Consider the following 20,326-nt stretch of genomic DNA (forward strand, 5'->3'; position numbering starts at 1 on the left):
GTGCAGCCGGCAGACAACATCACCTATGTGCCCAGCCTTGATGGCCTCCGCACCATCGCTGTGGGCCTGGTCATCGCGTTCCACCTCAGCGTTCCCAACCTGGAACTGGGGTTCGCCGGCGTCGACGTGTTCTTCGTGCTGTCCGGGTACCTGATCACCTCCGGCCTGCTGCGCGACACCGTGCGCCACGGGAGGCCGCAGTACGGGAAGTTCTGGCAGCGCCGATTCCGCCGCCTGCTGCCCGCCGCCACGCTGATCCTGCTGCTGGTACTCCTCTACGCCACGTTCCTGATGCCGTTGTTCCGCAAGGCCAACGCCAGTTGGGACATCTTCTGGACGGTGCTGTACCTCGGAAACTGGCGGTTCATGGGCGCCAACAGCTACTTCGCCTCCGACGGCACGCCGTCGTTGCTGCTGCACATGTGGTCCCTGGCCGTCGAGGAGCAGTTCTACTTCTTCTGGCCAGTGCTGATCGGCATCGTCGCGTTCGTCGCCGCGAAGTTGGGTGGCAGCAAGCGGGTCACCACCATCATCGGAGTGGTGGCGGCAGTGCTCATCGTCGTCTCGGCAGCACTGCTGATGGTGCTGTACGACCCGGCGTCCCCTGACCGCGCCTACATGGGCACCGACACCAAGGCGTTCGAGCCGCTGCTCGGTGCCCTGTTGGCCATCGTGATGAGCAACCACGCGGTGCGCACCGTCTTCTACCGCCACCACCGTCTCATCGCGGCGGTCGGCGTGGTGACGGCCGTGGCCGTGCTGCCGTTCCTGGCCGGACCCAGCGCCTTCTACTTCCAGGGCGGGGCGGTGATCCTCAGCGTGGGCGTCACGCTCCTGATCGGCGCGCTGGTGGTCTCTCCGCCGACGATGCTGTCGGGTTTCCTGTCCTGGCGGCCGATGACCTACCTCGGGCAGATCTCCTACGGGCTGTACCTGTGGCACTGGCCGTGGAGCGTGTGGCTGGACGTGGCCCACAAGGAGGAGTTCCGGATGCTGCGGGCTCCGGTGGCGCTGGCGGCGACGCTGATCTGTGCGGTGCTGAGCTACCACTTCGTGGAGGAGCCCATCCGTCGCGGCCGCTTCACCACGTGGCTCACCTTCAAGCGCACGATGCTCACCGTCGCAGTGATCATGGTGATCATCATGACCTGGGCTACCGCGCTGCGCGGGCTGCCCGTGCCCAGTACGCGCCCGCCCGCGACACCCGTCAGCCCCGGCGGCTCGCCGGTGCCGCAGACCAACCCGGACCTCCTCATCGTGGTGGGCGACTCCGTGCCGTTCCGCCTCATGGAATCGCTCGACCAGGTGGCCAGCGACAACGACTTCGTCGTCGACAACGCCTCCCGTGGTGGCTGCCCGCCCCTCTCGATCGAGTTGCAGGAGTACCTCAAGCCCGACCACGAGGGTGCAGGCGACTGCACCATGGTCGCCGACATCCAGACAGAGAAGATCGACTCCGAGCGTCCGGCGACGGTGTTCTGGTGGTCGCGCTACGAGGTGCACCAGCGCTGGCTCGACGGACGGATCGTCGGACCGGACGAAGAAATCTTCTGGGAGGCGCTCGAAGAGGACCTGGCGGCCAGCGTCGATCGGCTCACCTCTCAGGGCGCCACTCTGGTGATCGCGCAGACCGAGCGCCCCGGCACCGGCATGCTCAGCCGCTGCACCGAGGACGAGTGCCACCCGCTGCTGGATCTCATGGTCAACCACGACGAGTACCGCCGCCGGTGGAACGACATCGTCGTCGACCTGGCCCAGCGCGACGACAGGGTGGAGACCTTCCGGATGGATCCGTTGCTGTGCAAGGACCCCGAGCCTGAGAGTGCCGACGGCCCGGCGCTGTGCGACGACTCCCGGCCCGGTGGGCAGCTGTTGCGGCCCGACGGCAGCCACATCCTGGTGGACCCCTTCGGCTACGAGACCGCAGAGAAGGTGCTCGAGAATGTGTTGACGGCCGCCAGCAGCTGATCTGCGGCTCAGCCGAAACGAGAAGACCCCGGGCCTGGGCCCGGGGTCTTCGTGTTACGCGGTGGCTCAGTAGGTGAGCTGGACGTTCTTGGCGGCGGAGAGGCGCTGCGCCACGTCGTCCCAGTTGATGACGTTCCACCAGGCGTTGACGTAGTCGCCCTTGACGTTCTTGTACTGGAGGTAGAAGGCGTGCTCCCACATGTCCAGCTGCAGCACGGGCAGCTGGCCGACCGGCACGTTCGACTGCTGGTCGAACAGCTGGTTGATGTTGAGGCGCTGGCCGAGGGTGTCCCACACGAGCATGGCCCAGCCGGAGCCCTGCAGGCCGTTGGCGGCGGCGTTGAACTGCTTCTTGAAGCCGTCGAACGAACCGAAGAACTCGCCGATCGCCTCAGCCACGTCGCCGGTGGGCTCGCCGCCGCCGTTGGGCGACATGTTCTTCCAGAAGACGGAGTGGTTGATGTGGCCGCCCAAGTGGAAGGCGAGGTCCTTCTCGAGCTTGTTCACGGCGCCGAAGTCACCCTTGTCGCGCGCGGCCGCGAGCTGCTCGAGGGCGGTGTTGGCACCGGCCACGTAGGCGGCGTGGTGCTTGCTGTGGTGCAGCTCCATGATCTCCGGGGCGATGTGCGGGGCGAGTGCCCCGTAGTCGTAGTCGAGGTCGGGAAGGGTGTAGGTCATGGTGTCTCCTGATCGTTGACTCGCGCCGTTGCGCGCTGACGGTCCCCATCCTATGCCGCCCATTTGGTCACCGCTTCAACTTCTCAGCGGGTTCCGCTGGCGGGGAAATCAGGCCCCTGAGGCGGCGACCCTGAGCACACGGAAGCCCTTGGCCGACGCCACGCGCTCCGTCGGATGCCCCTGGTCCGTCAGCCAGCGCTGCAGCGAATCACCGCCGAGGTTCTTCCCGACGACCAACCAGGCGACACCGTCAGGCTGGAGCCGCGGCAACCACGTCAGGAGCAACTCGTGTAACGCCTGCTTGCCGATCCTGATCGGAGGATTCGACCAGATCTCGTCGTAGCGCACGTCCGCGGGCACCTCGTCGGGGGCGACGGCGTGCACCCGCTCGGCGACACCGTGCCGCTGCGCGTTCATCCGGGTCAGCTCGACGGCGCGGCCGTTCACGTCGACCGCGTCGACGGTGACGCCGGGCGCCGCCACGGCCAGCCCGACGGCGATGGTGCCGACTCCGCACCCGAGGTCCAGCAGATGGCCCCGCTCGGGTGGGCTCACCTCGCGCAGTAGGACGGAGGTGCCGAGGTCGAGGCGGCCCCCGGAGAACACGCCACCGGCTGTCGTGAACGTCAGGTCGTTGCCGAAGACGGTGGCGGTGAACTCGTGCGTGACCAGCGGCTGGTCAGGGGTGTCGAAGTAGTGGCTCATGATGTCTCCAGGGTGCGCATGGCGCGCGCCGCGGTGGCGCGGGCGGCCAGTTCATCGTCGGGCGGATAGCCCACCTCTTCCAGCGTGAGGCCACGGGCCGGCATGACCTGCACCTCGCCATGGCGCACGCTGCTGGCGGCCACCTCCTCCAACCAGGAGAGGCTGCGCCGCCCCGCCGCCACGGCGGTCAGCGCGCCCATCAGGGAGCGCACCATCGAGTGGCAGAACGCGTCCGCCAGCAGGTGCACCTCGATCACGCCGTCGGGGCGGCGGGTGGCGCTGAGCTCCCGGAGGTCGCGGATGGTGGTGGCACCCTGGCGCGGCCGGCAGAAGGCGGCGAAGTCCCGCAGCCCGATCAGCAGTTCCGCGGCGGCGTTGAGCGCGCCGACGTCGATCGGTTCGCGCGACGGTGTGATGTGCCCGCGCAGCAGCGGATCGGCGACCCCGTCGGTCAGGCGATAGCAGTAGCGCCGCCAGATGGCCGAGAACCGCGCGTCGAAACCTTCGGGGGCCGGGGTGACGTCGCGGATGGCGATGTCGTCCGGGAGGACGCGGCGGAGACGGCGCAGCAGGGTGGCCGACGGGTCCTCGTCGAGGTCCAGGTCGGCGTGGCAGGTCTGGCGTCGGGCGTGCACGCCCGCGTCGGTGCGGCCCGCGACCACCAGTGTGGGCGGCCCGGCGAGGCGCAGCACCTTGCCGATCCATTCTTCGAGGGTCGCCTGCACCGTGCGTAGCCCGGGCTGGGTGGCCCAGCCGTGGAACTCGGTGCCGTCGTAGGCCAAATCAATCCTGAGTCGCATCGGCCCTCCGGTAGGTGAGGTCGAAGACGGTGCGGCCCGCGGCCAACCCGCGTGCCTCGTACTTGGTGACGGGGCGCTCCTCGAGTCTGGGGGCCCAACCGTCGTGCACGTTGACCAGGCCGGGGTGGTCGTCGAGGTGCTCCCGCATCCAGAGCGCGTAGTCCTCCCAGTCGGTGGCCAGTCGCCACACCCCGGACGGCGCCAGTTTGGCGGCCACGACATCGGCGAACCCCGTGCTGACGAGGCGACGCTTGTGGTGGCGCTTCTTGTGCCAGGGGTCAGCGAAGAACGTCCACAGTTCGGTGACCGAGCCGTCGTCGAACAGGCGGGGGAGCGCCTGCGCCCCGTCCACCAGGGCCAGACGCACGTTGGTGGCTCCGATGCGGCCCAGCCGGCCGAGCGTGGACGCGACGGCGGGCTCGAACACCTCGAACGCCACCACGTTGCATTCGGGACGGCCGGCGGCCATGGGGACGAGGGAGTCGCCGGCGCCGGAGCCGATCTCCACGATCAGCGGCGCCTCACGCCCGAACTCCGCGGCCCAGTCGACGTGGGCCTCAGGCGCCACGGAGGTGTCCAACTCGCCACGCGGGATGTCCACGAGGTATTCGGCGGCATGCCGCTCCCAGGCCTTGGTCTGCGACTCGTTCATCCGCGTGCTGCGGCGCACGAAACTGACGATGTCGCGGCGGGGGCGTGGGGGTCGGGAAATCACCGGCCCAGCCTACCGGTGACCGCGCGAACTAGACTGTGAGGTGCTGATCGGCAACCACGAGGAGTCATCGATGCGCACCATTCTCAACGTCATCTGGGTCATCCTGGGCGGCTTCTGGCTGGCCCTGGGCTACATGCTGGCGGGCGTGATCGCCTGCATCTTCATCGTGACGATCCCGGCGGGGCTCGCGTCGTTCCGCATGGCCAACTACGTGCTCTGGCCGTTCGGCCGCACCGTCGAACCGAAGCCGGGGGCCGGTTGGGGATCAGGGCTCATGAACGTCATCTGGTTCGTGGTGGCGGGGTGGTGGCTGGCGCTCCTGCACATCACCTCGGCGCTCGCGCAGTCGCTGACGATCATCGGTATCGCCAATGCGTGGGTGTCGCTGAAGATGATCCCGGTGACCTGCTTCCCGTTCGGCAAGCGGATCGTGCCGAGCGGCGGGATCCTCTGAGCCGACGGTTCAGGAACTGGTGAGGAGGGGAGCGACCGGCTCCCAGACCCCGGGTTCCCCGAGCACACCCATCCCGCTGGTGACGTTGCCGGGGCCGATCGACGCCACGACGGCCAGCAGCGACAGCGTCGGGAAGCCGTGGGCGCGGTTGTCGCGGATGAGCGCGCGGTCGTCTGTCGGGTCCAGGTTCCGGCCGCCCTCATCGAGCACCTTGGCCCACTGCGTCCACCAGCGCACCCCCTCGGTGGGGGCGTCGGCGAAGCGGTGCAGCCAGTGCGCGATGCGCTCCGCCCCGAAGTCGTCGACGTCCGAGTGCGCGATCATGTGCGTGCCCGGCTCGAGGTCGACGGTGCGCGTCGCGCCTCCCTCCCAGGAGGTGACGCGCACGCTGTCGAAGGTGGCCTCCACCAGGTTGAACCCCAGGGTGGTGGGCGTCGCCGGGACCTGGCGTCCCGTGAGGGAGCCGATGACGAGGTCGCCCCGGGTCGTCGGGATGATGCCCTCGGGGGGACCGCCCGCGCGGTTCAGCAGGACGCTGAGCTGCAGGTGGTTGTGCGCGAGCCATGCTCCGCCGGCGGACAGGTCCTGGATACCGGTGATCTCCGGGTGCTGGGGCCACCACTGGCCCAACGGCCGCCACGGCCGGCCCGGGTCCTCGTCCCGGATGGCCAGCAGCCTGACGCGGCCCGGCCCGGGCTCGGGAACGCGAATCACCACGGTGCACATGGTCAGTCAGCGTACCCGGATGAAAGAATCACGGACATGAACATTGTGGTTGGGGTCAGCGGCGGCATCGCGGCGTACAAGGTGGTGCACCTGGTGCGGCTGCTGATCGGCGACGGGCATGAGGTGCATGTCGTGCCGACAGAGGACGCGCTGCGGTTCGTGGGGCGTCCCACCTGGGAGTCGCTGAGCCGCAACCCGGTCACCACCTCCGTGCACGACGACGTCCCCCGGGTGCGCCACGTGGCGCTCGGGCAGAACGCAGACCTGGTCATCGTCGCGCCCGCCACGGCCAACACCCTCGCCTCGATGGCCGCCGGCCTCGCGTCGGACCTGCTGGGCACCACGCTGCTGGCCACGAAGGCGCCGGTGCTGGTCGCCCCGGCCATGCACACGGAGATGTGGCTGCATGCCGCCACGCAGGCGAACATGGCGACGCTGCGGAGCCGCGGCGTGCACGTCGTGGGCCCCGACGACGGGCCGCTGACCGGCGGCGATTCCGGCCCGGGCAGGATGAGTGAACCCGAGGCCATCTACGAGGCCGCCCTGGCGCTGGCCGGCCGTCGACGGGATCTGGAGGGCGTCACCCTGGCGGTCTCGGCCGGCGGTACCCGCGAACCCATCGACCCGGTGCGTTTCATCGGCAACCGCTCCAGCGGGAAGCAGGGCGTGGCGATCGCCGTCGCCGCCGCCGAACGCGGTGCGCGTGTGCTGCTGGCCGCAACCAACGTCGAGGCGGACGTGCTGCGCCCGGCCCAGCGTCCCGGCGTCGAGATCACGACGGCGGGTTCCGCTGCGGAACTCGCCGGGGTGATGCGCTCACTGGCCGCCGAGGCCGACGTGGTGATCATGGCCGCGGCCGTGGCGGATTTCCGCGTGGCGGAGGTCTCCGAGGGCAAACTCACCAAGGAGGTCGGGGGAGTGCCGTCGCTCACCCTCGTCGAGAACGAGGACATCGTTGCGGGGCTGGCCGCTGGGCGCCGCGACGGGCAGACCATCGTGGCCTTCGCGGCGGAAACCGGGGACGACTACCTCGAGCGCGGGCGTCGGAAACGGCAGAAGAAGGGCGTCGACCTCCTGGCGGTGAACCAGGTGGGCTGGGACAAGGGCTTCGAGACGTCGCACAACACGTTGTACGTGCTGGATGCGCGGGACGAGGTCGTGAAGGAGGCGTCGGGCTCCAAACGAGAAGTCGCCGACGCCCTCCTGGACGTGCTCACCGATCAGGCGGTGGGCCAGGCCTCCTGAGGCATGAGTTCGTAGCCCACGAACTCGCGGGTGAAGGTGCCCGTGCCCTGGGCGACGCCGCGCAGGTCGATCGGGTAGCTCACCAACTCGATCGCAGGCACCAGCGCCTCGACCACGGCGTGGCCGTTGCCGTCCATCTCCGTGCCCTGCACCTGCGCGCGTCGTGCGCCGAGGTCGGTCAGCGCGGCGCCGAGGTACTGGTCGCCCACTCGCACCCGGACCCGCTCGATGGGTTCCAGGAGCCCGATCTGACCCTTCTCCGACGCGTCGCGCAGCGCGTACTGCCCGGCGACCTGGAAGGCCATGTCGGAGGAATCGACAGAGTGGGACTTGCCGTCGTAGAGCGTGACGCGCACGTCGACCATCGGCACGCCGAACTTGGTGCCCAGCGCCAACTGCTGCTCAATGCCCTTCTCGACCGATCCGATGTAGGCGCGCGGCACAGACCCTCCGACGACCTTGTCGACGAACTGGAAGCCGGCGCCGCGCTCGAGCGGTTCTACTTGGATGTTGCAGATGGCGTACTGGCCGTGGCCGCCGGACTGCTTGACGTTGCGGCCGAGGCCCTTCGACGGCGCCAGCACTGTCTCGCGAAGCGCAACGCGCACCTCCTCCTCGACCACGTTGAGCCCGAAGCGGTCCTTCAACTTACTCAGCGCGAGGTCCTTCTGCGCCTGGCCCATGACCCAGAGCAGCTGTTGCTCGGTCTCGGAGTTGCGTTCGAGCCGCACGGTGGTGTCCTCCATCGAGATGCGGTGGAGGGCGCCGGCGAGCTTGTCCTCGTCGCCGCGGGTGGTGGCCTTGATGGCCACCGGCAGGAGGGGCCGGGGTAGTTCCCACGGCTCGATCAACGCGGGGCGCTCCGTAGCTGACAGGGTGTCGCCCGTCTCCGCCCTCGACAGCTTGGTGACGAGCACGATCTCACCGGCGATCGCCTGGTTCAGCGGGGTGAACTCGGTGCCGTAGGGCGCCGACATGGGGCCCATCCGCTCCTCTTCGTCCTGGTCTGGGCGCATCGGGTCCGGATCCCAGCCGAAGAGTTCGCGGTTGCGGGAGACGTGGACCACCTGGTCGCCGCGGAGCGTGCCGCTGAAGACGCGCACCAGGGAGGAGCGGCCGAAGTTGTCCGACGTGGTGCGCACCACCTGGGCCACCAGCGGGCCCTCAGGGTCACACGCGGCGTCGGGCAGGCGCGCGCCGTTGGGCGTGGTCACCGGGGGCACGGGCAGCATCGACGGCGGCGGGAAGCCCTGTTCGATCCAGCGCAGCAGTTCCTCGGTGCCCTTGTCGGAGGTGGTGTGGGCGGGTAGGACGGGGAAGAAGCGGGCACCGACGACCGCGCGCAGCAGCGCTGCGTTGGCTTCCTCGACCGCAATCTCCTCGCCCTCGAGGTAGCGCTCCATCAGGTCGTCGTCCTGCACCTCGGTGATGATCGCCTCGAGCAGGTCTGCGCGGGCCGCGTCGATCAGAGCGAGTTCCTCAGGTGTGGAGTCGCGGGAGACGCGCTTGCCGCTGGAGTAGTCGTGGGCGCGTTTGTTCAGCAGGGAGAGGTTGCCGACGTTGGTGCCGTCCTTCTCCAGCGGGATCAGCGCCGGGATCACACCCGCGCCGAAGGTCGTCTGGCAGGCCGCGACCATGTCGGAGAACGACGCGCGGCCCTGGTCCAACTTGGTGATCGCGATGATGCGGGGGGTGTTGGACTCCGTGCACTCCTCCCACAACGCGACCGTCGTGGGATCGATGTCGTCGCCGGCGGGGACCACGAAGACCGCAGCGTCGGCCGCACGCAGACCTGCGCGCAGCTCGCCCACGAAATCCGGGTGCCCGGGAGCGTCGAGGAGGTTGATCTGGACGTCGATCGCCGGGATGGATGCCAGCCACAGCGTGGCGGCACGCTCCTGGGTTTCCTTTTCGCCGCGATATCCATCCACACGCGCACGCAGGAGGTGTTCGAACAGGGTTGTCTTGCCCGATCCGCTCGCGCCGACGAGGACGACGTTGCGTACATCGTCCGGGGACGTGATCGTGATCTGGGAACTCGTCTTTGAGGCCATGCACATACGTTAGTGTGCGCGATCGGGCCGTGGGCCCCGACCCCCTCAAATGGCCTGCCAAAGGGTCAATCGGTGCGGTCGGCGAACCTCGGGGACGCGACGACGACCTCGCCGTCGAGGGCATCTGCACCAGCGTCGGGTTCCCAGCGCAGCAGGTCGCCCGGCTGACACCGGAGGGCCTCGCACAGTGCGTCGAGTGTCGTCAGGCGCACTGCCTTGGCCCGGCCGTTCTTGAGCACCGCCAGGTTCGCCGGCGTGATCCCCACCAGGTCTGCGAGGGTGCCGACGGCCATCTTGCGGCGCGCCAACATGACGTCGATGTCGACGATGATGGCCACTCAGACCACCTCGTCGAGTTCGGAGCGGAGCGCCCGAACCTCGGACTCGCGGGCGGTCGCCTGGATGAGCAGGCGGCGCATCACCACGACGAGCAGGGCGATGCCGGCCAGCACCAGCGACGCGCCGCAGATGAGGCCGACCAGCCCTGGCGCGACGCCGCCCGGCGCGAGGACGACCGCGAGTACGAGGCAGATCAGGGAGGCGACGGCGAACGTGGCGATGATGACGTTGACGTAGCCGAAGGCGGCTTCCGAGAACACCGACCCCTTGCGCACCAGCGTCAGCAGGCGCCAGACGCACACGGCGAAGATCTGCATGCTCAGGATCCCCAGCGCGGCGATGCCCACCAACGTCACGCGGGCCCACAGCGGGGCCCCGCCGTCGACCATGTCGCGCCATACCGCCGGCAGGATCATGACCTGCACCACCACCGAACCGATCAGCGACAGCGCGATCACCGCCTTCAGCGCCCAGATTGTCGCATTGCCCATGAGAGCTCCTCTCGTATGTGCAAACCTATCGTGAATCGATAGATACATCAAGAGCGGCGATAGGTATCGGTCGCTGTACGGTTGGTGCCAGTGGTGGGAGGGGGCGTGGCTTCGCCCGGTCGCGATTCTGGGCGGGTGCGCGTGGAGCGGTCATTTTGCAGATGGGGCGCGCGGCACTTAGGATGGGTAGCTGTTGTACGCCATCTTTTCGGGGCCTAACGGGGCGCTGTCCCGGTGTGCAACCCCCATCAGTTAAGTATGAATGGAAGTGGGACTGTGTCTACGTACACCCCAAAGCCGGGCGAGATCGTCCGCAACTGGCACGTCATCGATGCCGAAAACATCATTCTGGGTCGCCTCGCTGCCCAGATCGCCAACCTGCTGCGTGGCAAGCACAAGCCGCAGTTCGCGCCCCACGTCGACATGGGTGACTTCGTCGTCGTGATCAACGCATCGAAGATCGCGCTCTCCGGCAACAAGCGCTCGGACGATTACCGCTACTCGCACTCCGGTCGTCCCGGTGGTCTGAAGGCCGTCACCATTGGTGAACTGCTTGACAGGGATCCGCGCCGCGCCGTCGAGAAGGCTGTCTGGGGCATGCTCCCCAAGAACAAGCTCTCCCGTCAGATGCTGAGCAAGCTCAAGGTCTACGCGGGCCCCGAGCACCCCCACGCTGCCCAGAAGCCGCAGCCGTTCGAGATCATTCAGATCGCCCAGTGAGCCGAGGACCGAAGAACATGACTGAGACCAACGAGATCGACGAGACCGTCGTCGAGGAGATCACTCCCTTCGTCGACGAAGAGAACCGCGAAATCGCGTACCGTTCCGACGCCGACCCGGTCGCTGCCTCGGGCATCGACACCCGTCCGGCCATCGTCGCCCCCGGTGGCGGCACCGGCCGTCGCAAGGAAGCCGTCGCCCGCGTGCGTATCGTGCCCGGCTCCGGCACCTGGAAGATCAACGGCCGCAGCCTCGAGGAGTACTTCCCGAACAAGCTGCACCAGCAGCACGTCAACGAGCCGTTCGTGATCGCGAACGTCGAGGGCTCCTACGACGTGATCGCCCGCATCGACGGTGGCGGCACCTCCGGCCAGGCTGGCGCCCTGCGCCTCGGTGTGGCCCGCGCCCTGAACCAGGTCGATGCCGAGGCTTCGCGCCCGGCTCTGAAGAAGGCCGGCATGCTGACCCGCGACTCGCGCATCATCGAGCGCAAGAAGGCCGGTCTGAAGAAGGCCCGTAAGGCCCCGCAGTACAGCAAGCGCTGATCTCTGCACGTCGAACGCCCATCCTGCTCCGGCAGGGTGGGCGTTCGCTTTTCCCGGTGCGGGGGCGCGCGCGGCGATTCGCTCAGCGTCGATGCGCGACTGTAGAGTCTCCAGACGTGGCACGACTCTTTGGAACCGACGGCGTCCGCGGCGTCGCAAACGTTGAACTGACCGCTGAACTGGCGCTGGACCTGTCGGTCGCCGCAGCGCACATCCTCGGGGAGGCCGGAGCGTTCCGCGACAACCGGCCGTTGGCCCTCGTGGGCCGCGACCCCCGGGCCAGCGGCGAATTCCTGGAGGCGGCGGTGATCGCCGGGCTCGCGTCGGCAGGTGTCGACGTGGTGCGGCTCGGTGTGGTGCCAACGCCCGCCGTCGCGTACCTCGTCAACGAGATGGACGCCGACCTGGGCGTCATGATCTCCGCCTCGCACAATCCCATGCCGGACAACGGCATCAAGTTCTTCTCCCGGGGCGGCGTGAAGCTCGACGACTTCCTCGAGGACGCCATCGAGGCCCGGATGGGCGAGGAGTGGAAGCGTCCCACAGGCTCGTCCGTCGGCCGGATTCGCAGCGACCTCGGCGCCGTGGAGGCCTACGTGGCCCACCTGGTGGCCTCGCTGGGGGACCCTTCCCTCGAGGGGCTGAAGGTCGTCATCGACTGCGCGAACGGCGCGGCGTCCCAGACCGCCCTCGAGGCCTTCGCGGCCCAGGGTGCCCGCATCATCCCGATCCACGCCGAACCGGACGGCATCAACATCAACGACGACTGCGGCTCCACCCACATCGGCGACCTCGTGAAGCGGGTCGTGGACGAGGGCGCGGATCTGGGCATCGCGCTCGACGGCGACGCCGACCGCTGCCTCGCCGTGGACCACGAGGGCAACCTCGTGGACGGCGACCGCATCCTCGCGATCCTGGCCATCGCCATGAAGGAGGAGCACCGCCTGCACTCAGACACCGTCGTGGCGACGGTGATGAGTAACTTGGGCCTCGTCAATGCCATGCGTGAGCACGGGATCCGCGTGGACCAGACGAAGGTGGGGGACCGCTACGTCCTGGAATCCATGAACGCCAACGGCTTCGCGCTGGGCGGCGAGCAGTCCGGTCACGTGATCATCTCCGAGTTCGCCAACACCGGCGACGGCACGCTCACCGGCCTGCACCTCGCGTCCCGGATGAAGTCCACCGGCAGGTCGCTCAAGGACCTCGGATCCGCGATGACGGTGTTGCCACAGGTGGTCATCAACGTCCGCAACGTCGACAAGTTGCGCGCGGGTATCGACCCCGACGTCCAGGCTGCCGTCACGGCCGCCGCCCGGGAACTCGGAGACACTGGCCGAGTCCTGCTGCGCCCCTCCGGCACCGAACCGGTGGTGAGGGTCATGTGCGAGGCGCCCACCCTCGAGCAGGCCCAGCGGATCACGGAGCAGCTCGCGGCGAAGGTGACTGAGCGTCTCAGTCTCTGACGGACGCCCCCGTCCTAGTAGAGTGAACCCCACCCAACTGGACAAAGGATTCGCGATGCTCGCTGACCCCGCTGATCAACGCACTCTGCTTACCTTGGCGGAGCTCGACTCGGAGGTGGCGCGCGTGCAACACGCTGCGCGCTCGCTCCCGCAGCACAAGACCATCGCAGAGCTGATGAGTGCGCGCAAGAGTGTCGCTGATGAGTTGGTTGCCTCCAACACCCGCGTCGACGACCTGCAGATCTGGGTCCGCAAGGCAGAGACCGACCTGACGCCGGTGAAGGCGCGGTTGGAGCGCACCGAGCAGCGGTTGGCCGACGGCTCGGTCAGCGATCCGAAGACGCTGCGCTCGCTCACCGAGGAGGTCGAGCACCTCAAGAAGCGCATCATCGAGCTCGAGGACGACCAGCTCGAGGTGATGAGTCGTCTGGAGGACGCCGTCGCACATCGCGACCGGGTCGCCGCGCGCAAGGTGGAGATCGAGAACCAGCTGCACGCCGAGGTGGCTGCCCGCGATGAGGCAGTGGCGAAGCTGAGCCGGGAGGCCAAGGACCTGGCCGCTGATCGTGGCCCCGTGGCGGCCAGGGTGGCACCGCCGCTGATGTCGCTCTACGAGAAGCTGCGGGCCTCCACCGGGCTGGGGGCCGCGACGCTGAAGGCCGGGCGCTGCACCGGCTGCCAGTTGCAGCTGACCCTGTCTGATCTGGACACCTACAAGAAGGCCCCCGCGAACCAGGTCTTGCGCTGCGTCGAGTGCGACCGCATCCTGGTGCGTACGGCTGAGTCTGGTCTCTGATGCCTTCGCTGCATCTCCGGGTCCATGAGATCCCCGAGTCCCTCCGGGAGGCCATCCAACTCCTGCAGGAGCGGCTGGAGATGCCGCTCCACTTCGCTGACGAGGTGGTGGCCGACGCGGAACTGGCCGCCCGGCAGTCGGCCGATGACCACGCGGACCTGACCCACATCGAGTTCGTCACGATCGACCCACCCACGTCGAAGGACCTGGACCAGGCCGTTCAGATCGAGCGTGAGGGCGCTGGTTACCTGGTCCGCTACGCCATCTCCGACGTGCCGCATTACGTACGGTCGGGCACGGCGCTGGAGGCCGAGACCCACCGTCGCGGGATGACGAAGTATGCGCCCAGCGCCCGGATCCCGCTGCACCCGGCGGTGATCTCCGAGGACGCGGGGTCCCTGTTGGCCGACCGGAAGCCCCGGCCCGCCTTCGTATGGGAACTCCATCTGGACGCCGGCGGCGCGGTGGTCGACGTCGGCCTGACGCGCGCTCTGGTGCAGAGCCGGGCCAAGCTGGACTACGAGGGCGTCCAAGCAGACTTCGACGGCGGCACCCCTCATGCGAGCATCGCACTGCTGCCTGAGGTGGGGAAGCTCCGTCAGCAGTTGGAGATCGAGCGCGGCGGTGTGTCGCTGAACCTGCCCGATCAGGAGATTGTCGAGCGCGACGGCACATGGGAACTGGAGTTCCGTGCGCTCGTGCCGGTGGAGAACTGGAACGCGCAGATTTCACTGATGACCGGTTTCGCGGCGGCGCAGACCATGCTCAGGGGCAAGGTGGGCGTCCTTCGGACGTTGCCGCCTGCCGAGGAGTGGTCGCTGCAGAAGCTGCGGCGGGCGGTGCGGTCGTTGGGTGTGCCATGGCCGAAGGAGATGCCGTATCCGGAATTCGTGCGGTCGCTCTCCCCGCAGGACCCGAAGCAACTGGCGGCGTTGACCAAGTGCACGATGCTGTTCCGTGGAGCCGGCTACCTGGCTTTCGACGGCGAGGTGCCGGACGAGAACTTGCTGCACGCGGCGCTCGCCGCGCCGTACGCGCATACGACCGCGCCGTTGCGGAGGCTAGTGGACCGCTACGTCCTCGCCATCTGTCACGCGCTGATCAACGACCTCGAGGTGCCGCAGTGGGCTCGGGACGGACTGGCCGCACTGCCGGAGGAGATGGCCGAGACCGGCCGGTCGGCTCGTGCCTACGAGCGTGGCGTCATCGACCTCACGGAGGGCCTCGTGCTCAGTAACCGGGTGGGTGCGATCTTCACGGGCGTCGTCACCGACGTAGACCCCAAGACGCATGTGGGGACGGTGCAGATTGCTGAACCCGCCGTAGAACTCCGGGTGCCGGCCAAGGCGAGCGAAGTTGGCTCCGAGGTGCGGGTGCGTGTGGACAAGGTGGATGTCCGGAGGGGACAGGTCACCCTGTCCCGCCCGAACTGATCAGGCTTTAGCCGCCGGACTTGCGGCGGAACTCGCGGCGACCGACGGCGGGGCCATGGGCCTGGCCGCCCTGCTTGCGTTCCCCGTGGGTTCCGGCGTTGGCGGAGAGATGCTCAGCCTGCTTCTTGCGTTCAAGGGCCTGCCGCATGGCCTCTTTGGGGTCCAGCGGGGCGTCGGTCTGCTCAGCGTCACTCATGGCACAACTGTACCCGGCTGGGGGGTAGCGCGGCGGCGACGTTGCCTCAGGAGCCACCCCAGGTACACGGCGCGGCCGGCGAAGGCCGCGACGAGCAGCCACCAGAGCGGGGTGTGGACAATTGCCAGCACCATCCCGACCATAACAACGCCGATGGGAGTGAGCAGGTGTGCTGCCTGGGGGTACTCCCTGTTCTCGCCGTACATGTGTGGTGCTTCCTTCCTCTGGCCTGACGCCCACCCTACGAGAGCGCTCGGACGCGCGAGCTTCGGGCTCCCTGACACGCGCGGGCGCGGAGCCAGCCGTGGTCGACATCTATCGGTATGCCGAACGGATCCGTGCCACGGTAGCGCGGTACCGGGAGGAGTGATCCACTCGCGACTCCTGCGGGGTCAACGTCGAGGGGTGGCCGGCGGAAGCCCGCCGCAGGAGTCACAGAGCGAACCGGGGACCGTCACATGCGCCTAGGGCCGTTGAAGCGCTCGGGTGGGAGTACTTCCGGTGTGCCGGTTACTGGATCGAACTGGATCTTCCATTGGTCTCGGCGGCCGCTGACGTCGGGCTCCACGATGTTGTGGTGGTGCCCGCAGAGCAGCACCAACTCCCTGAGGTTGGTCTTCCCGCCGAGGTTCCAGGGGTTGGTGTGATGGGCGTCGCATTCCTCCGGAGTCTTCGTACAGGTGGGAAAGACGCAGCCTCCGTCGCGCAGCTCGAGCGCTCGGCGTTGTGCGGGCGTGACGAGCCTGGAGGCGCGGCCCATGTCCAGAATCTCCGACCTGTCACCGAGGACGAAGGGGATGATCTCCGCCTCTGCGGCCAGTCGGCGCAGCTGGCCGGGCGTCAATTCGGTGCCCGAATCCAGAACTCCACCGGCCCCGGCGCGGTCGAGTAGATCGGCCATCGAAATCGTCACACGGATCTGCGCCCTGCGGGAGCGGCTTCGCCTGCCACCTCGGCGTCCGATTCCCTCGGCCGCGGCAGCGGCCCCGTGGGCGGGCAGCTGCGCGGTGTGGTCGTCACCCAGGGGAGTGCGGGTGGCGAGTTCCCCGAAAAGAGTGATGAGCGCGTCCGCGTTGCGCTGTGCAGGGGTGCGCTGCGCGTCGGGGCGGGTGAGGGCTCGGCGGGTGCGGGCAGCGATGCGTCCATCACGGGCTGCCTGCTCGCGGTCCCGCTCTGCACGTTTGTCCGCAACAACCATGGCCGACAAGGTTCGGGTCCACGGCTCTGCTTCGAGTTCGGGGAGTTGGCCGGTAAACCAGATGGACCCCTCTCCGTCATTGCCCCACATGAAGCGGCGGTTCTTCGCCGCGGTGGCCCGCTGGCGCTCGACACGCTGGAGCGAGTCTTCGTCGCGGAGCGCGTGCTGCGGAGCGACCGTCGCCAACACGTCCGGAGCGAGTCTCGCGAGCTTCCTCGCGGGGACTCCTGCGGCCCTGGCCACGAAGGTTTCGGCAACTCGCGTCACGACCTCGGCAGGGAGGTCCGGAAGGGCCGCAATTCCCTTGGAGATGGCGGCCGCCTGCTGCGCCGAGATGGTTCCGTCGAGGGCTGCCTGCTGGGTGCCTCGTGCCGGACCATGTCCCCGGCGAGGGCGACCTGACCCGCGGCCTGCCGGTTGTCGAGGTTCTCGTCCAGCGCGATCAACGAGGTGGTGGGGGTGCCGACGGCCTTCATCGAAGCCTGGCGCCGGTTGACATGGTCTGTCACGACGCAGGCCAGCGCGTCGATGCGGCTGCGGAGCCTCCGTGCGCTGCGCATCACATGGACCAGTTCAACCTCGGGACAGGACGCCAGAGCCTCCACGTCGATGCCGGAGAGCAACGCGTCGACGGCGATGAGCGCTTCGACTGCCGGATGCTGACCGATCTCCATGGCACCCACGATATTCGCGCGCAGTAACAATTCACAGGGTGGTTTCCCGGCTGTGGATAAGTGCGGCCTGCAGATCGCAGGCGCTGCGGCTCAGCGCTGATCGGCCCCGCGTTGCGCGACGAGCAGGTAGTCGCCCGCGAGGTCGTGCCAGGACCGGTCCCAGCAGACGAAGACGTCCTGGGCCAGGCGCCCGACATCGCCGAGCATCCTCCCCACATCCCACGCCAGGGGGGTGAAATGCTTGCCTGTGTCGATGTTGGCGACGTTCACGACGAGGCGGCCCTCTGGCGTCAGCAGCTCGAGACACCGCGCCAGGACTCCGCGGAGCTCGGCCAGGTAGCGCTCGTAGGTGCTCGCGCCGGTGTAGCCGGACAACGGATCCTCCGGGCCGTCATCTGCGGCCATGTAGGGCGGGGACGTCAGGATCAGATCGAAGGGGCCCTCGACCAGTCGCGCCAGCCGTCGGGCGTCGCCCTGGATGACCGAGGCGCCGGGGGCCACGGCGGCTGCGACGGCGCAACGCTCGGGCAGGAGTTCGATTCCCACAGCCCGTCTCCCCATGGCCGTCGCGACCTGGAGGGTGGTGCCGAAGCCGGCGAAGGGATCGAGCACCCGGTCGTCCGGCCGGGACAGGTCTTCCAGCACCGCGGCCGCCAGTGAACGGGAGAAGTGGACGTTCTCGTCCGCCAGCGGGTGACGCTCTGCCATCACGCGGTCGTGCTCGACATGGAGGTGGGGACGCAGGCGCATGTCTGCATCGTAGGTCGCTCGGGTGCTGGTGGCGCGGAGAACTGCCCGAGCCGGCGCCGGGCGCGGCAGTGCGGCCTGGTGGTGTGGGACGAGACGGCCGGTAAGCCGGGTTCTGTCGACGGATGATCATCTATCTGAGGCCCACCGTTGCCGGTGCGCTCATGCAACCTACCCGGACACCTCGCGCGAGCAGCGCTCGAACGGTGTCCGCAGCCGGCCCGGGGGCCGGCCTTCTTGGTCTTGCTCCGAGTGGGGTTTACCTAGCCGCTCCGGTCACCCGGAGCGCTGGTGGTCTCTTACACCACCGTTTCACCCTTACCCATTGCTGGGCGGTCTGTTTTCTGTGGCACTGTCCCGCGGGTCACCCCGGGTGGGCGTTACCCACCACCCTGCTCTGTGGAGCCCGGACTTTCCTCAGCTGTTTCCAGCCGCGATCATCTGGCCGTCTCGTCCAACCAACGATTCTACCGTGGATCTTGCCTTCGATACACCGCCGCCCTGTTCTTCGCGGTGGCACCCGGGGGCTTGTCAGGGAAGCGTCAGGATCTCCGCGCCGGTCTTGGTCACGACGAGCGAGTGCTCGTACTGGGCCACGCGCGAGCGGTCGGCGGTGACGACGGTCCAGTCATCGTCCCAGACCTCCGTGTCGTACCCGCCCAGAGTGAGCATGGGCTCGATGGTGAACGTCATCCCCGGCACCATCACGGTGTCGACGCGCGGCTCGTCGTAGTGCAGGACGACTAGGCCGGAGTGGAAGGCGGTGTGCACGCCGTGACCGGTGTAGTCGCGGATCACGCCGTAGTTGAAGCGCTTCGCGTAGCTCTCGATGACCCGGCCGATGACCGAGATGGGGCGACCCGGCCGCACCGCCTTGATCGCCCGGTTGAGTGACTCCAACGTGCGCTCCGCAAGCAGCCTGGATTCCTCGTCGACATCGCCGCAGAAGAACGTGGCGCAGTTGTCGCCGTGCACGCCGTCCTTGAACGCGGTGCAGTCGATCTTGACCAGGTCGCCGTCCTCGAGCGGCCGCGTGTCCGGGATGCCGTGGCAGACGACCTCGTTCACGGAGGTGCAGATCGACTTCGGGAATCCGCGGTAGCCCAGCGACGACGGGTAGGCGCCGTGGTCGAGCATGTACTCGTGCGCGATGCGGTCCAGTTCGTCGGTGGTCACGCCCGGCGCGATCGCCTTCGCTGCCTCATGCATGGCCCGCGAAGCGATCCGCCCTGCCACCCGCATCTTCTCGATCACTTCGTCGTTCTGGACGTCGGAGCCGGTGTAGCGCTTCGGTGCCTTCTTGCCGACGTACTCCGGGCGCAGGATGCTGCGGGGGACGTCGCGAACGGGGGTGATGGTGTGCGGAGTAACAGGATTCACAGTCAACAAGTCTATCCCGCCGCTCCCGCCGGGCCGTCTGGAGGCGTCAACCCTCGTACGCCAGCGACTCCAGCACCGGCTCGACCTCGCTGATGTTCTCCTCGTGCCCGATGGTCACGCAACTGACGTACACCGCCAACCGGTCCTTGTCTTCTGTGGGCACGACGATGATGTCGACGGTGTCGCCTTCGATGCCTTCGTGGCCCCAGTCGTCGACGTAGACGTTCGACGTGAGTCGCCACGCCGGTCTGCCGGAGACGTCCCACTCCTCGTTCCACAGGACGGTGCGCTTGGTGAAGCCCAGGAACATGCCCGACGACGCCATGCAGTTGACGAACTGCTCGGCCGCGGCGCGGGGGTTGGCCGAGAAGCCGTCGGAGACCTTGATGTAGCCCACGTTGACGTTGCTGATCCAGCCGAAGACGATCTCGCGCAGCATTGAGTTCCCGTCGTACATCCAGTCGATGTGGGCTGGGCTCATCCGCCACTTCTCGCCTTGGGGCGCATTGACGCTCAGCCCGCCGCCCTCCAGGCGCCCGTCCGTCAGCTCGCTGCGCGGCCAGTCCTCACTGGAGGGGCAGTCGATGGACTCGCCGAACTGCGACTCGATCTCGGTGGGGGTGGGCGTCTCCGACGGGACTCGTTCGTCCCACTGCTTGCCGGTGGGGCGAGCCGTGCGGGTGTCCTCGGGGGTGGGGGCGAAGGGGTTGGCCCGGCTGGGGAAGATGAGCAGCGCCGCCACCAGGGCTGCGACCACGACCAGGGCGACCGACAACCACACCCAGCCCGCGCGGCCCCTGCGCGGCGGCGTGGGGTCCACCCATCTCTGACCATCCCAGTAACGGCGCCCATCGGGCGCCGTGGGATCCGCATACCAACCGGGCTGAGCCATGTGCCCCAGTCTAGGGGTGGTCCAGAGCGCGCCCAGAACGCAGAATGTCACGCGGCTGTAACATCTTCGCGGCAAACTTGCGCGCATGGATAGGCAAACGGAGT

The 20,326-nt window shown here is 68.1% G+C and carries 22 protein-coding genes and 1 other RNA gene; 8 read left to right on the forward strand and 15 right to left on the reverse strand.

The features are described from left to right. Positions 1-1,968, forward strand: a complete 1,968-nt coding sequence (locus H5393_RS14790) for an acyltransferase family protein (protein WP_182763763.1) — start codon at positions 1-3, stop codon at positions 1,966-1,968. Between the two features lie 66 nt (positions 1,969-2,034). On the opposite strand, the gene H5393_RS02895 is transcribed toward H5393_RS14790, so the two are convergent. The 4 genes from H5393_RS02895 to trmB all read right to left on the reverse strand — a co-directional run bounded on the left by H5393_RS02895 (position 2,035) and on the right by trmB (position 4,866). Beyond that, the gene (locus H5393_RS02895) at positions 2,035-2,646 is read right to left on the reverse strand and encodes a superoxide dismutase (protein WP_182763762.1); all 612 of its coding nucleotides are present in this window, start codon (positions 2,644-2,646) and stop codon (positions 2,035-2,037) included. A 108-nt stretch (positions 2,647-2,754) separates the two neighbouring features. Continuing rightward, positions 2,755-3,351 carry a class I SAM-dependent methyltransferase gene (locus H5393_RS02900; RefSeq protein WP_182763761.1) on the reverse strand — a complete coding sequence of 199 codons (597 nt, stop codon included), beginning with the start codon at positions 3,349-3,351 and terminating at the stop codon, positions 2,755-2,757. Beyond that, the gene (gene truA / locus H5393_RS02905; protein WP_182763760.1) at positions 3,348-4,151 is read right to left on the reverse strand and encodes a tRNA pseudouridine(38-40) synthase TruA; all 804 of its coding nucleotides are present in this window, start codon (positions 4,149-4,151) and stop codon (positions 3,348-3,350) included. Before truA ends, H5393_RS02900 begins: the two co-directional genes overlap by 4 nt. Then, positions 4,135-4,866: a tRNA (guanosine(46)-N7)-methyltransferase TrmB gene (trmB, locus tag H5393_RS02910; RefSeq protein WP_245243950.1), complete on the reverse strand. Its 732-nt coding sequence runs from the start codon at positions 4,864-4,866 to the stop codon at positions 4,135-4,137. Before trmB ends, truA begins: the two co-directional genes overlap by 17 nt. A 70-nt stretch (positions 4,867-4,936) precedes the next feature. Between trmB and H5393_RS02915 the strand changes: the two genes are divergently transcribed. Further along, positions 4,937-5,320: a YccF domain-containing protein gene (locus H5393_RS02915; RefSeq protein ID WP_182765418.1), complete on the forward strand. Its 384-nt coding sequence runs from the start codon at positions 4,937-4,939 to the stop codon at positions 5,318-5,320. Positions 5,321-5,329: 9 nt separating this feature from the next. Here H5393_RS02915 and H5393_RS02920 read toward each other — a convergent pair whose 3' ends face one another. Then, positions 5,330-6,037, reverse strand: coding sequence for an NRDE family protein (locus H5393_RS02920; RefSeq protein ID WP_220488149.1), 708 nt, complete (start codon positions 6,035-6,037; stop codon positions 5,330-5,332). 45 nt (positions 6,038-6,082) lie between these two features. On the opposite strand from H5393_RS02920, the gene coaBC reads away from it, so the two are divergent. Further along, a complete protein-coding gene (gene coaBC, locus H5393_RS02925; RefSeq protein ID WP_182765420.1) occupies positions 6,083-7,291 on the forward strand; it encodes a bifunctional phosphopantothenoylcysteine decarboxylase/phosphopantothenate--cysteine ligase CoaBC in 1,209 nt (402 codons plus the stop codon). On the opposite strand, the gene H5393_RS02930 is transcribed toward coaBC, so the two are convergent. From H5393_RS02930 to H5393_RS02940, 3 genes are all read right to left on the reverse strand, one after another. Then, positions 7,267-9,345 (reverse strand): elongation factor G-like protein EF-G2, encoded by a 2,079-nt coding sequence (locus H5393_RS02930; RefSeq protein WP_182765421.1) that lies wholly within the window; start codon positions 9,343-9,345, stop codon positions 7,267-7,269. The two genes, coaBC and H5393_RS02930, sit on opposite strands and share 25 nt — an antisense overlap. 65 nt (positions 9,346-9,410) lie before the next feature. After that, entirely contained in the window at positions 9,411-9,683 is a 273-nt protein-coding gene (locus H5393_RS02935; protein WP_182765422.1) for a helix-turn-helix transcriptional regulator, read from the reverse strand. Further along, a complete protein-coding gene (locus tag H5393_RS02940) occupies positions 9,684-10,175 on the reverse strand; it encodes a DUF2975 domain-containing protein (RefSeq protein WP_182765423.1) in 492 nt (163 codons plus the stop codon). Positions 10,176-10,451: 276 nt separating this feature from the next. Between H5393_RS02940 and rplM the strand changes: the two genes are divergently transcribed. The 5 genes from rplM (at position 10,452) to H5393_RS02965 (ending at position 15,135) form a co-directional block, all read left to right on the forward strand. Next, positions 10,452-10,895 carry a 50S ribosomal protein L13 gene (rplM, locus tag H5393_RS02945; RefSeq protein ID WP_182765424.1) on the forward strand — a complete coding sequence of 148 codons (444 nt, stop codon included), beginning with the start codon at positions 10,452-10,454 and terminating at the stop codon, positions 10,893-10,895. Between the two features lie 17 nt (positions 10,896-10,912). Then, complete coding sequence (gene rpsI, locus H5393_RS02950; protein ID WP_182763753.1) at positions 10,913-11,440, forward strand: 30S ribosomal protein S9; 528 nt, start codon at positions 10,913-10,915, stop codon at positions 11,438-11,440. Positions 11,441-11,556: 116 nt separating this feature from the next. Continuing rightward, positions 11,557-12,906, forward strand: a complete 1,350-nt coding sequence (glmM, locus tag H5393_RS02955) for a phosphoglucosamine mutase (protein ID WP_182765425.1) — start codon at positions 11,557-11,559, stop codon at positions 12,904-12,906. Positions 12,907-12,961: 55 nt separating this feature from the next. Beyond that, positions 12,962-13,702, forward strand: coding sequence for a zinc ribbon domain-containing protein (locus H5393_RS02960; RefSeq protein WP_182765426.1), 741 nt, complete (start codon positions 12,962-12,964; stop codon positions 13,700-13,702). After that, positions 13,702-15,135 carry an RNB domain-containing ribonuclease gene (locus tag H5393_RS02965; protein ID WP_182765427.1) on the forward strand — a complete coding sequence of 478 codons (1,434 nt, stop codon included), beginning with the start codon at positions 13,702-13,704 and terminating at the stop codon, positions 15,133-15,135. Before H5393_RS02960 ends, H5393_RS02965 begins: the two co-directional genes overlap by 1 nt. Before the next feature lie 7 nt (positions 15,136-15,142). On the opposite strand, the gene H5393_RS02970 is transcribed toward H5393_RS02965, so the two are convergent. The 7 genes from H5393_RS02970 to H5393_RS02995 form a co-directional block, all read right to left on the reverse strand. Further along, positions 15,143-15,331 (reverse strand): DUF5302 domain-containing protein, encoded by a 189-nt coding sequence (locus H5393_RS02970; RefSeq protein WP_182765428.1) that lies wholly within the window; start codon positions 15,329-15,331, stop codon positions 15,143-15,145. Positions 15,332-15,785: 454 nt separating this feature from the next. Further along, a complete protein-coding gene (locus tag H5393_RS02975; RefSeq protein WP_370585938.1) occupies positions 15,786-16,865 on the reverse strand; it encodes a DUF222 domain-containing protein in 1,080 nt (359 codons plus the stop codon). Then, the gene (locus H5393_RS14795; RefSeq protein ID WP_370585908.1) at positions 16,793-17,203 is read right to left on the reverse strand and encodes a hypothetical protein; all 411 of its coding nucleotides are present in this window, start codon (positions 17,201-17,203) and stop codon (positions 16,793-16,795) included. The genes H5393_RS02975 and H5393_RS14795 overlap by 73 nt, the downstream gene beginning before the upstream one ends. Before the next feature lie 90 nt (positions 17,204-17,293). Further along, on the reverse strand, positions 17,294-17,953 hold the full coding sequence (locus tag H5393_RS02980; protein WP_182765429.1) for a TRM11 family methyltransferase: 660 nt from the start codon (positions 17,951-17,953) through the stop codon (positions 17,294-17,296). An 85-nt stretch (positions 17,954-18,038) separates the two neighbouring features. Continuing rightward, positions 18,039-18,403: RNase P RNA component class A (gene rnpB / locus H5393_RS02985), an RNA gene on the reverse strand. Positions 18,404-18,481: 78 nt separating this feature from the next. Beyond that, positions 18,482-19,330 carry a type I methionyl aminopeptidase gene (gene map, locus H5393_RS02990; protein ID WP_370585909.1) on the reverse strand — a complete coding sequence of 283 codons (849 nt, stop codon included), beginning with the start codon at positions 19,328-19,330 and terminating at the stop codon, positions 18,482-18,484. Positions 19,331-19,376: 46 nt separating this feature from the next. Next, positions 19,377-20,222: a DUF2510 domain-containing protein gene (locus H5393_RS02995; protein WP_182765431.1), complete on the reverse strand. Its 846-nt coding sequence runs from the start codon at positions 20,220-20,222 to the stop codon at positions 19,377-19,379. Positions 20,223-20,326: the final 104 nt, after the last annotated feature.

It is taken from the genome of Tessaracoccus sp. MC1756 (assembly GCF_014164735.1).
Classification (GTDB): Bacteria; Actinomycetota; Actinomycetes; order Propionibacteriales; family Propionibacteriaceae; genus Arachnia.

Excerpts from the sequence above, each read along its gene's own strand:
- H5393_RS02895 (WP_182763762.1), bottom strand. The coding sequence starts at position 2,646 with ATGACCTACACCCTTCCCGACCTCGACTACGACTACGGGGCACTCGCC.
- H5393_RS02900 (WP_182763761.1), bottom strand. The coding sequence starts at position 3,351 with ATGAGCCACTACTTCGACACCCCTGACCAGCCGCTGGTCACGCACGAG.
- truA (WP_182763760.1), bottom strand. The coding sequence starts at position 4,151 with ATGCGACTCAGGATTGATTTGGCCTACGACGGCACCGAGTTCCACGGC.
- H5393_RS02915 (WP_182765418.1), top strand. The coding sequence starts at position 4,937 with ATGCGCACCATTCTCAACGTCATCTGGGTCATCCTGGGCGGCTTCTGG.
- coaBC (WP_182765420.1), top strand. The coding sequence starts at position 6,083 with ATGAACATTGTGGTTGGGGTCAGCGGCGGCATCGCGGCGTACAAGGTG.
- H5393_RS02930 (WP_182765421.1), bottom strand. The coding sequence starts at position 9,345 with ATGGCCTCAAAGACGAGTTCCCAGATCACGATCACGTCCCCGGACGAT.
- H5393_RS02940 (WP_182765423.1), bottom strand. The coding sequence starts at position 10,175 with ATGGGCAATGCGACAATCTGGGCGCTGAAGGCGGTGATCGCGCTGTCG.
- rpsI (WP_182763753.1), top strand. The coding sequence starts at position 10,913 with ATGACTGAGACCAACGAGATCGACGAGACCGTCGTCGAGGAGATCACT.
- H5393_RS02960 (WP_182765426.1), top strand. The coding sequence starts at position 12,962 with ATGCTCGCTGACCCCGCTGATCAACGCACTCTGCTTACCTTGGCGGAG.
- H5393_RS02965 (WP_182765427.1), top strand. The coding sequence starts at position 13,702 with ATGCCTTCGCTGCATCTCCGGGTCCATGAGATCCCCGAGTCCCTCCGG.
- H5393_RS02970 (WP_182765428.1), bottom strand. The coding sequence starts at position 15,331 with ATGAGTGACGCTGAGCAGACCGACGCCCCGCTGGACCCCAAAGAGGCC.
- H5393_RS14795 (WP_370585908.1), bottom strand. The coding sequence starts at position 17,203 with ATGGAGATCGGTCAGCATCCGGCAGTCGAAGCGCTCATCGCCGTCGAC.
- H5393_RS02980 (WP_182765429.1), bottom strand. The coding sequence starts at position 17,953 with ATGCGCCTGCGTCCCCACCTCCATGTCGAGCACGACCGCGTGATGGCA.
- H5393_RS02995 (WP_182765431.1), bottom strand. The coding sequence starts at position 20,222 with ATGGCTCAGCCCGGTTGGTATGCGGATCCCACGGCGCCCGATGGGCGC.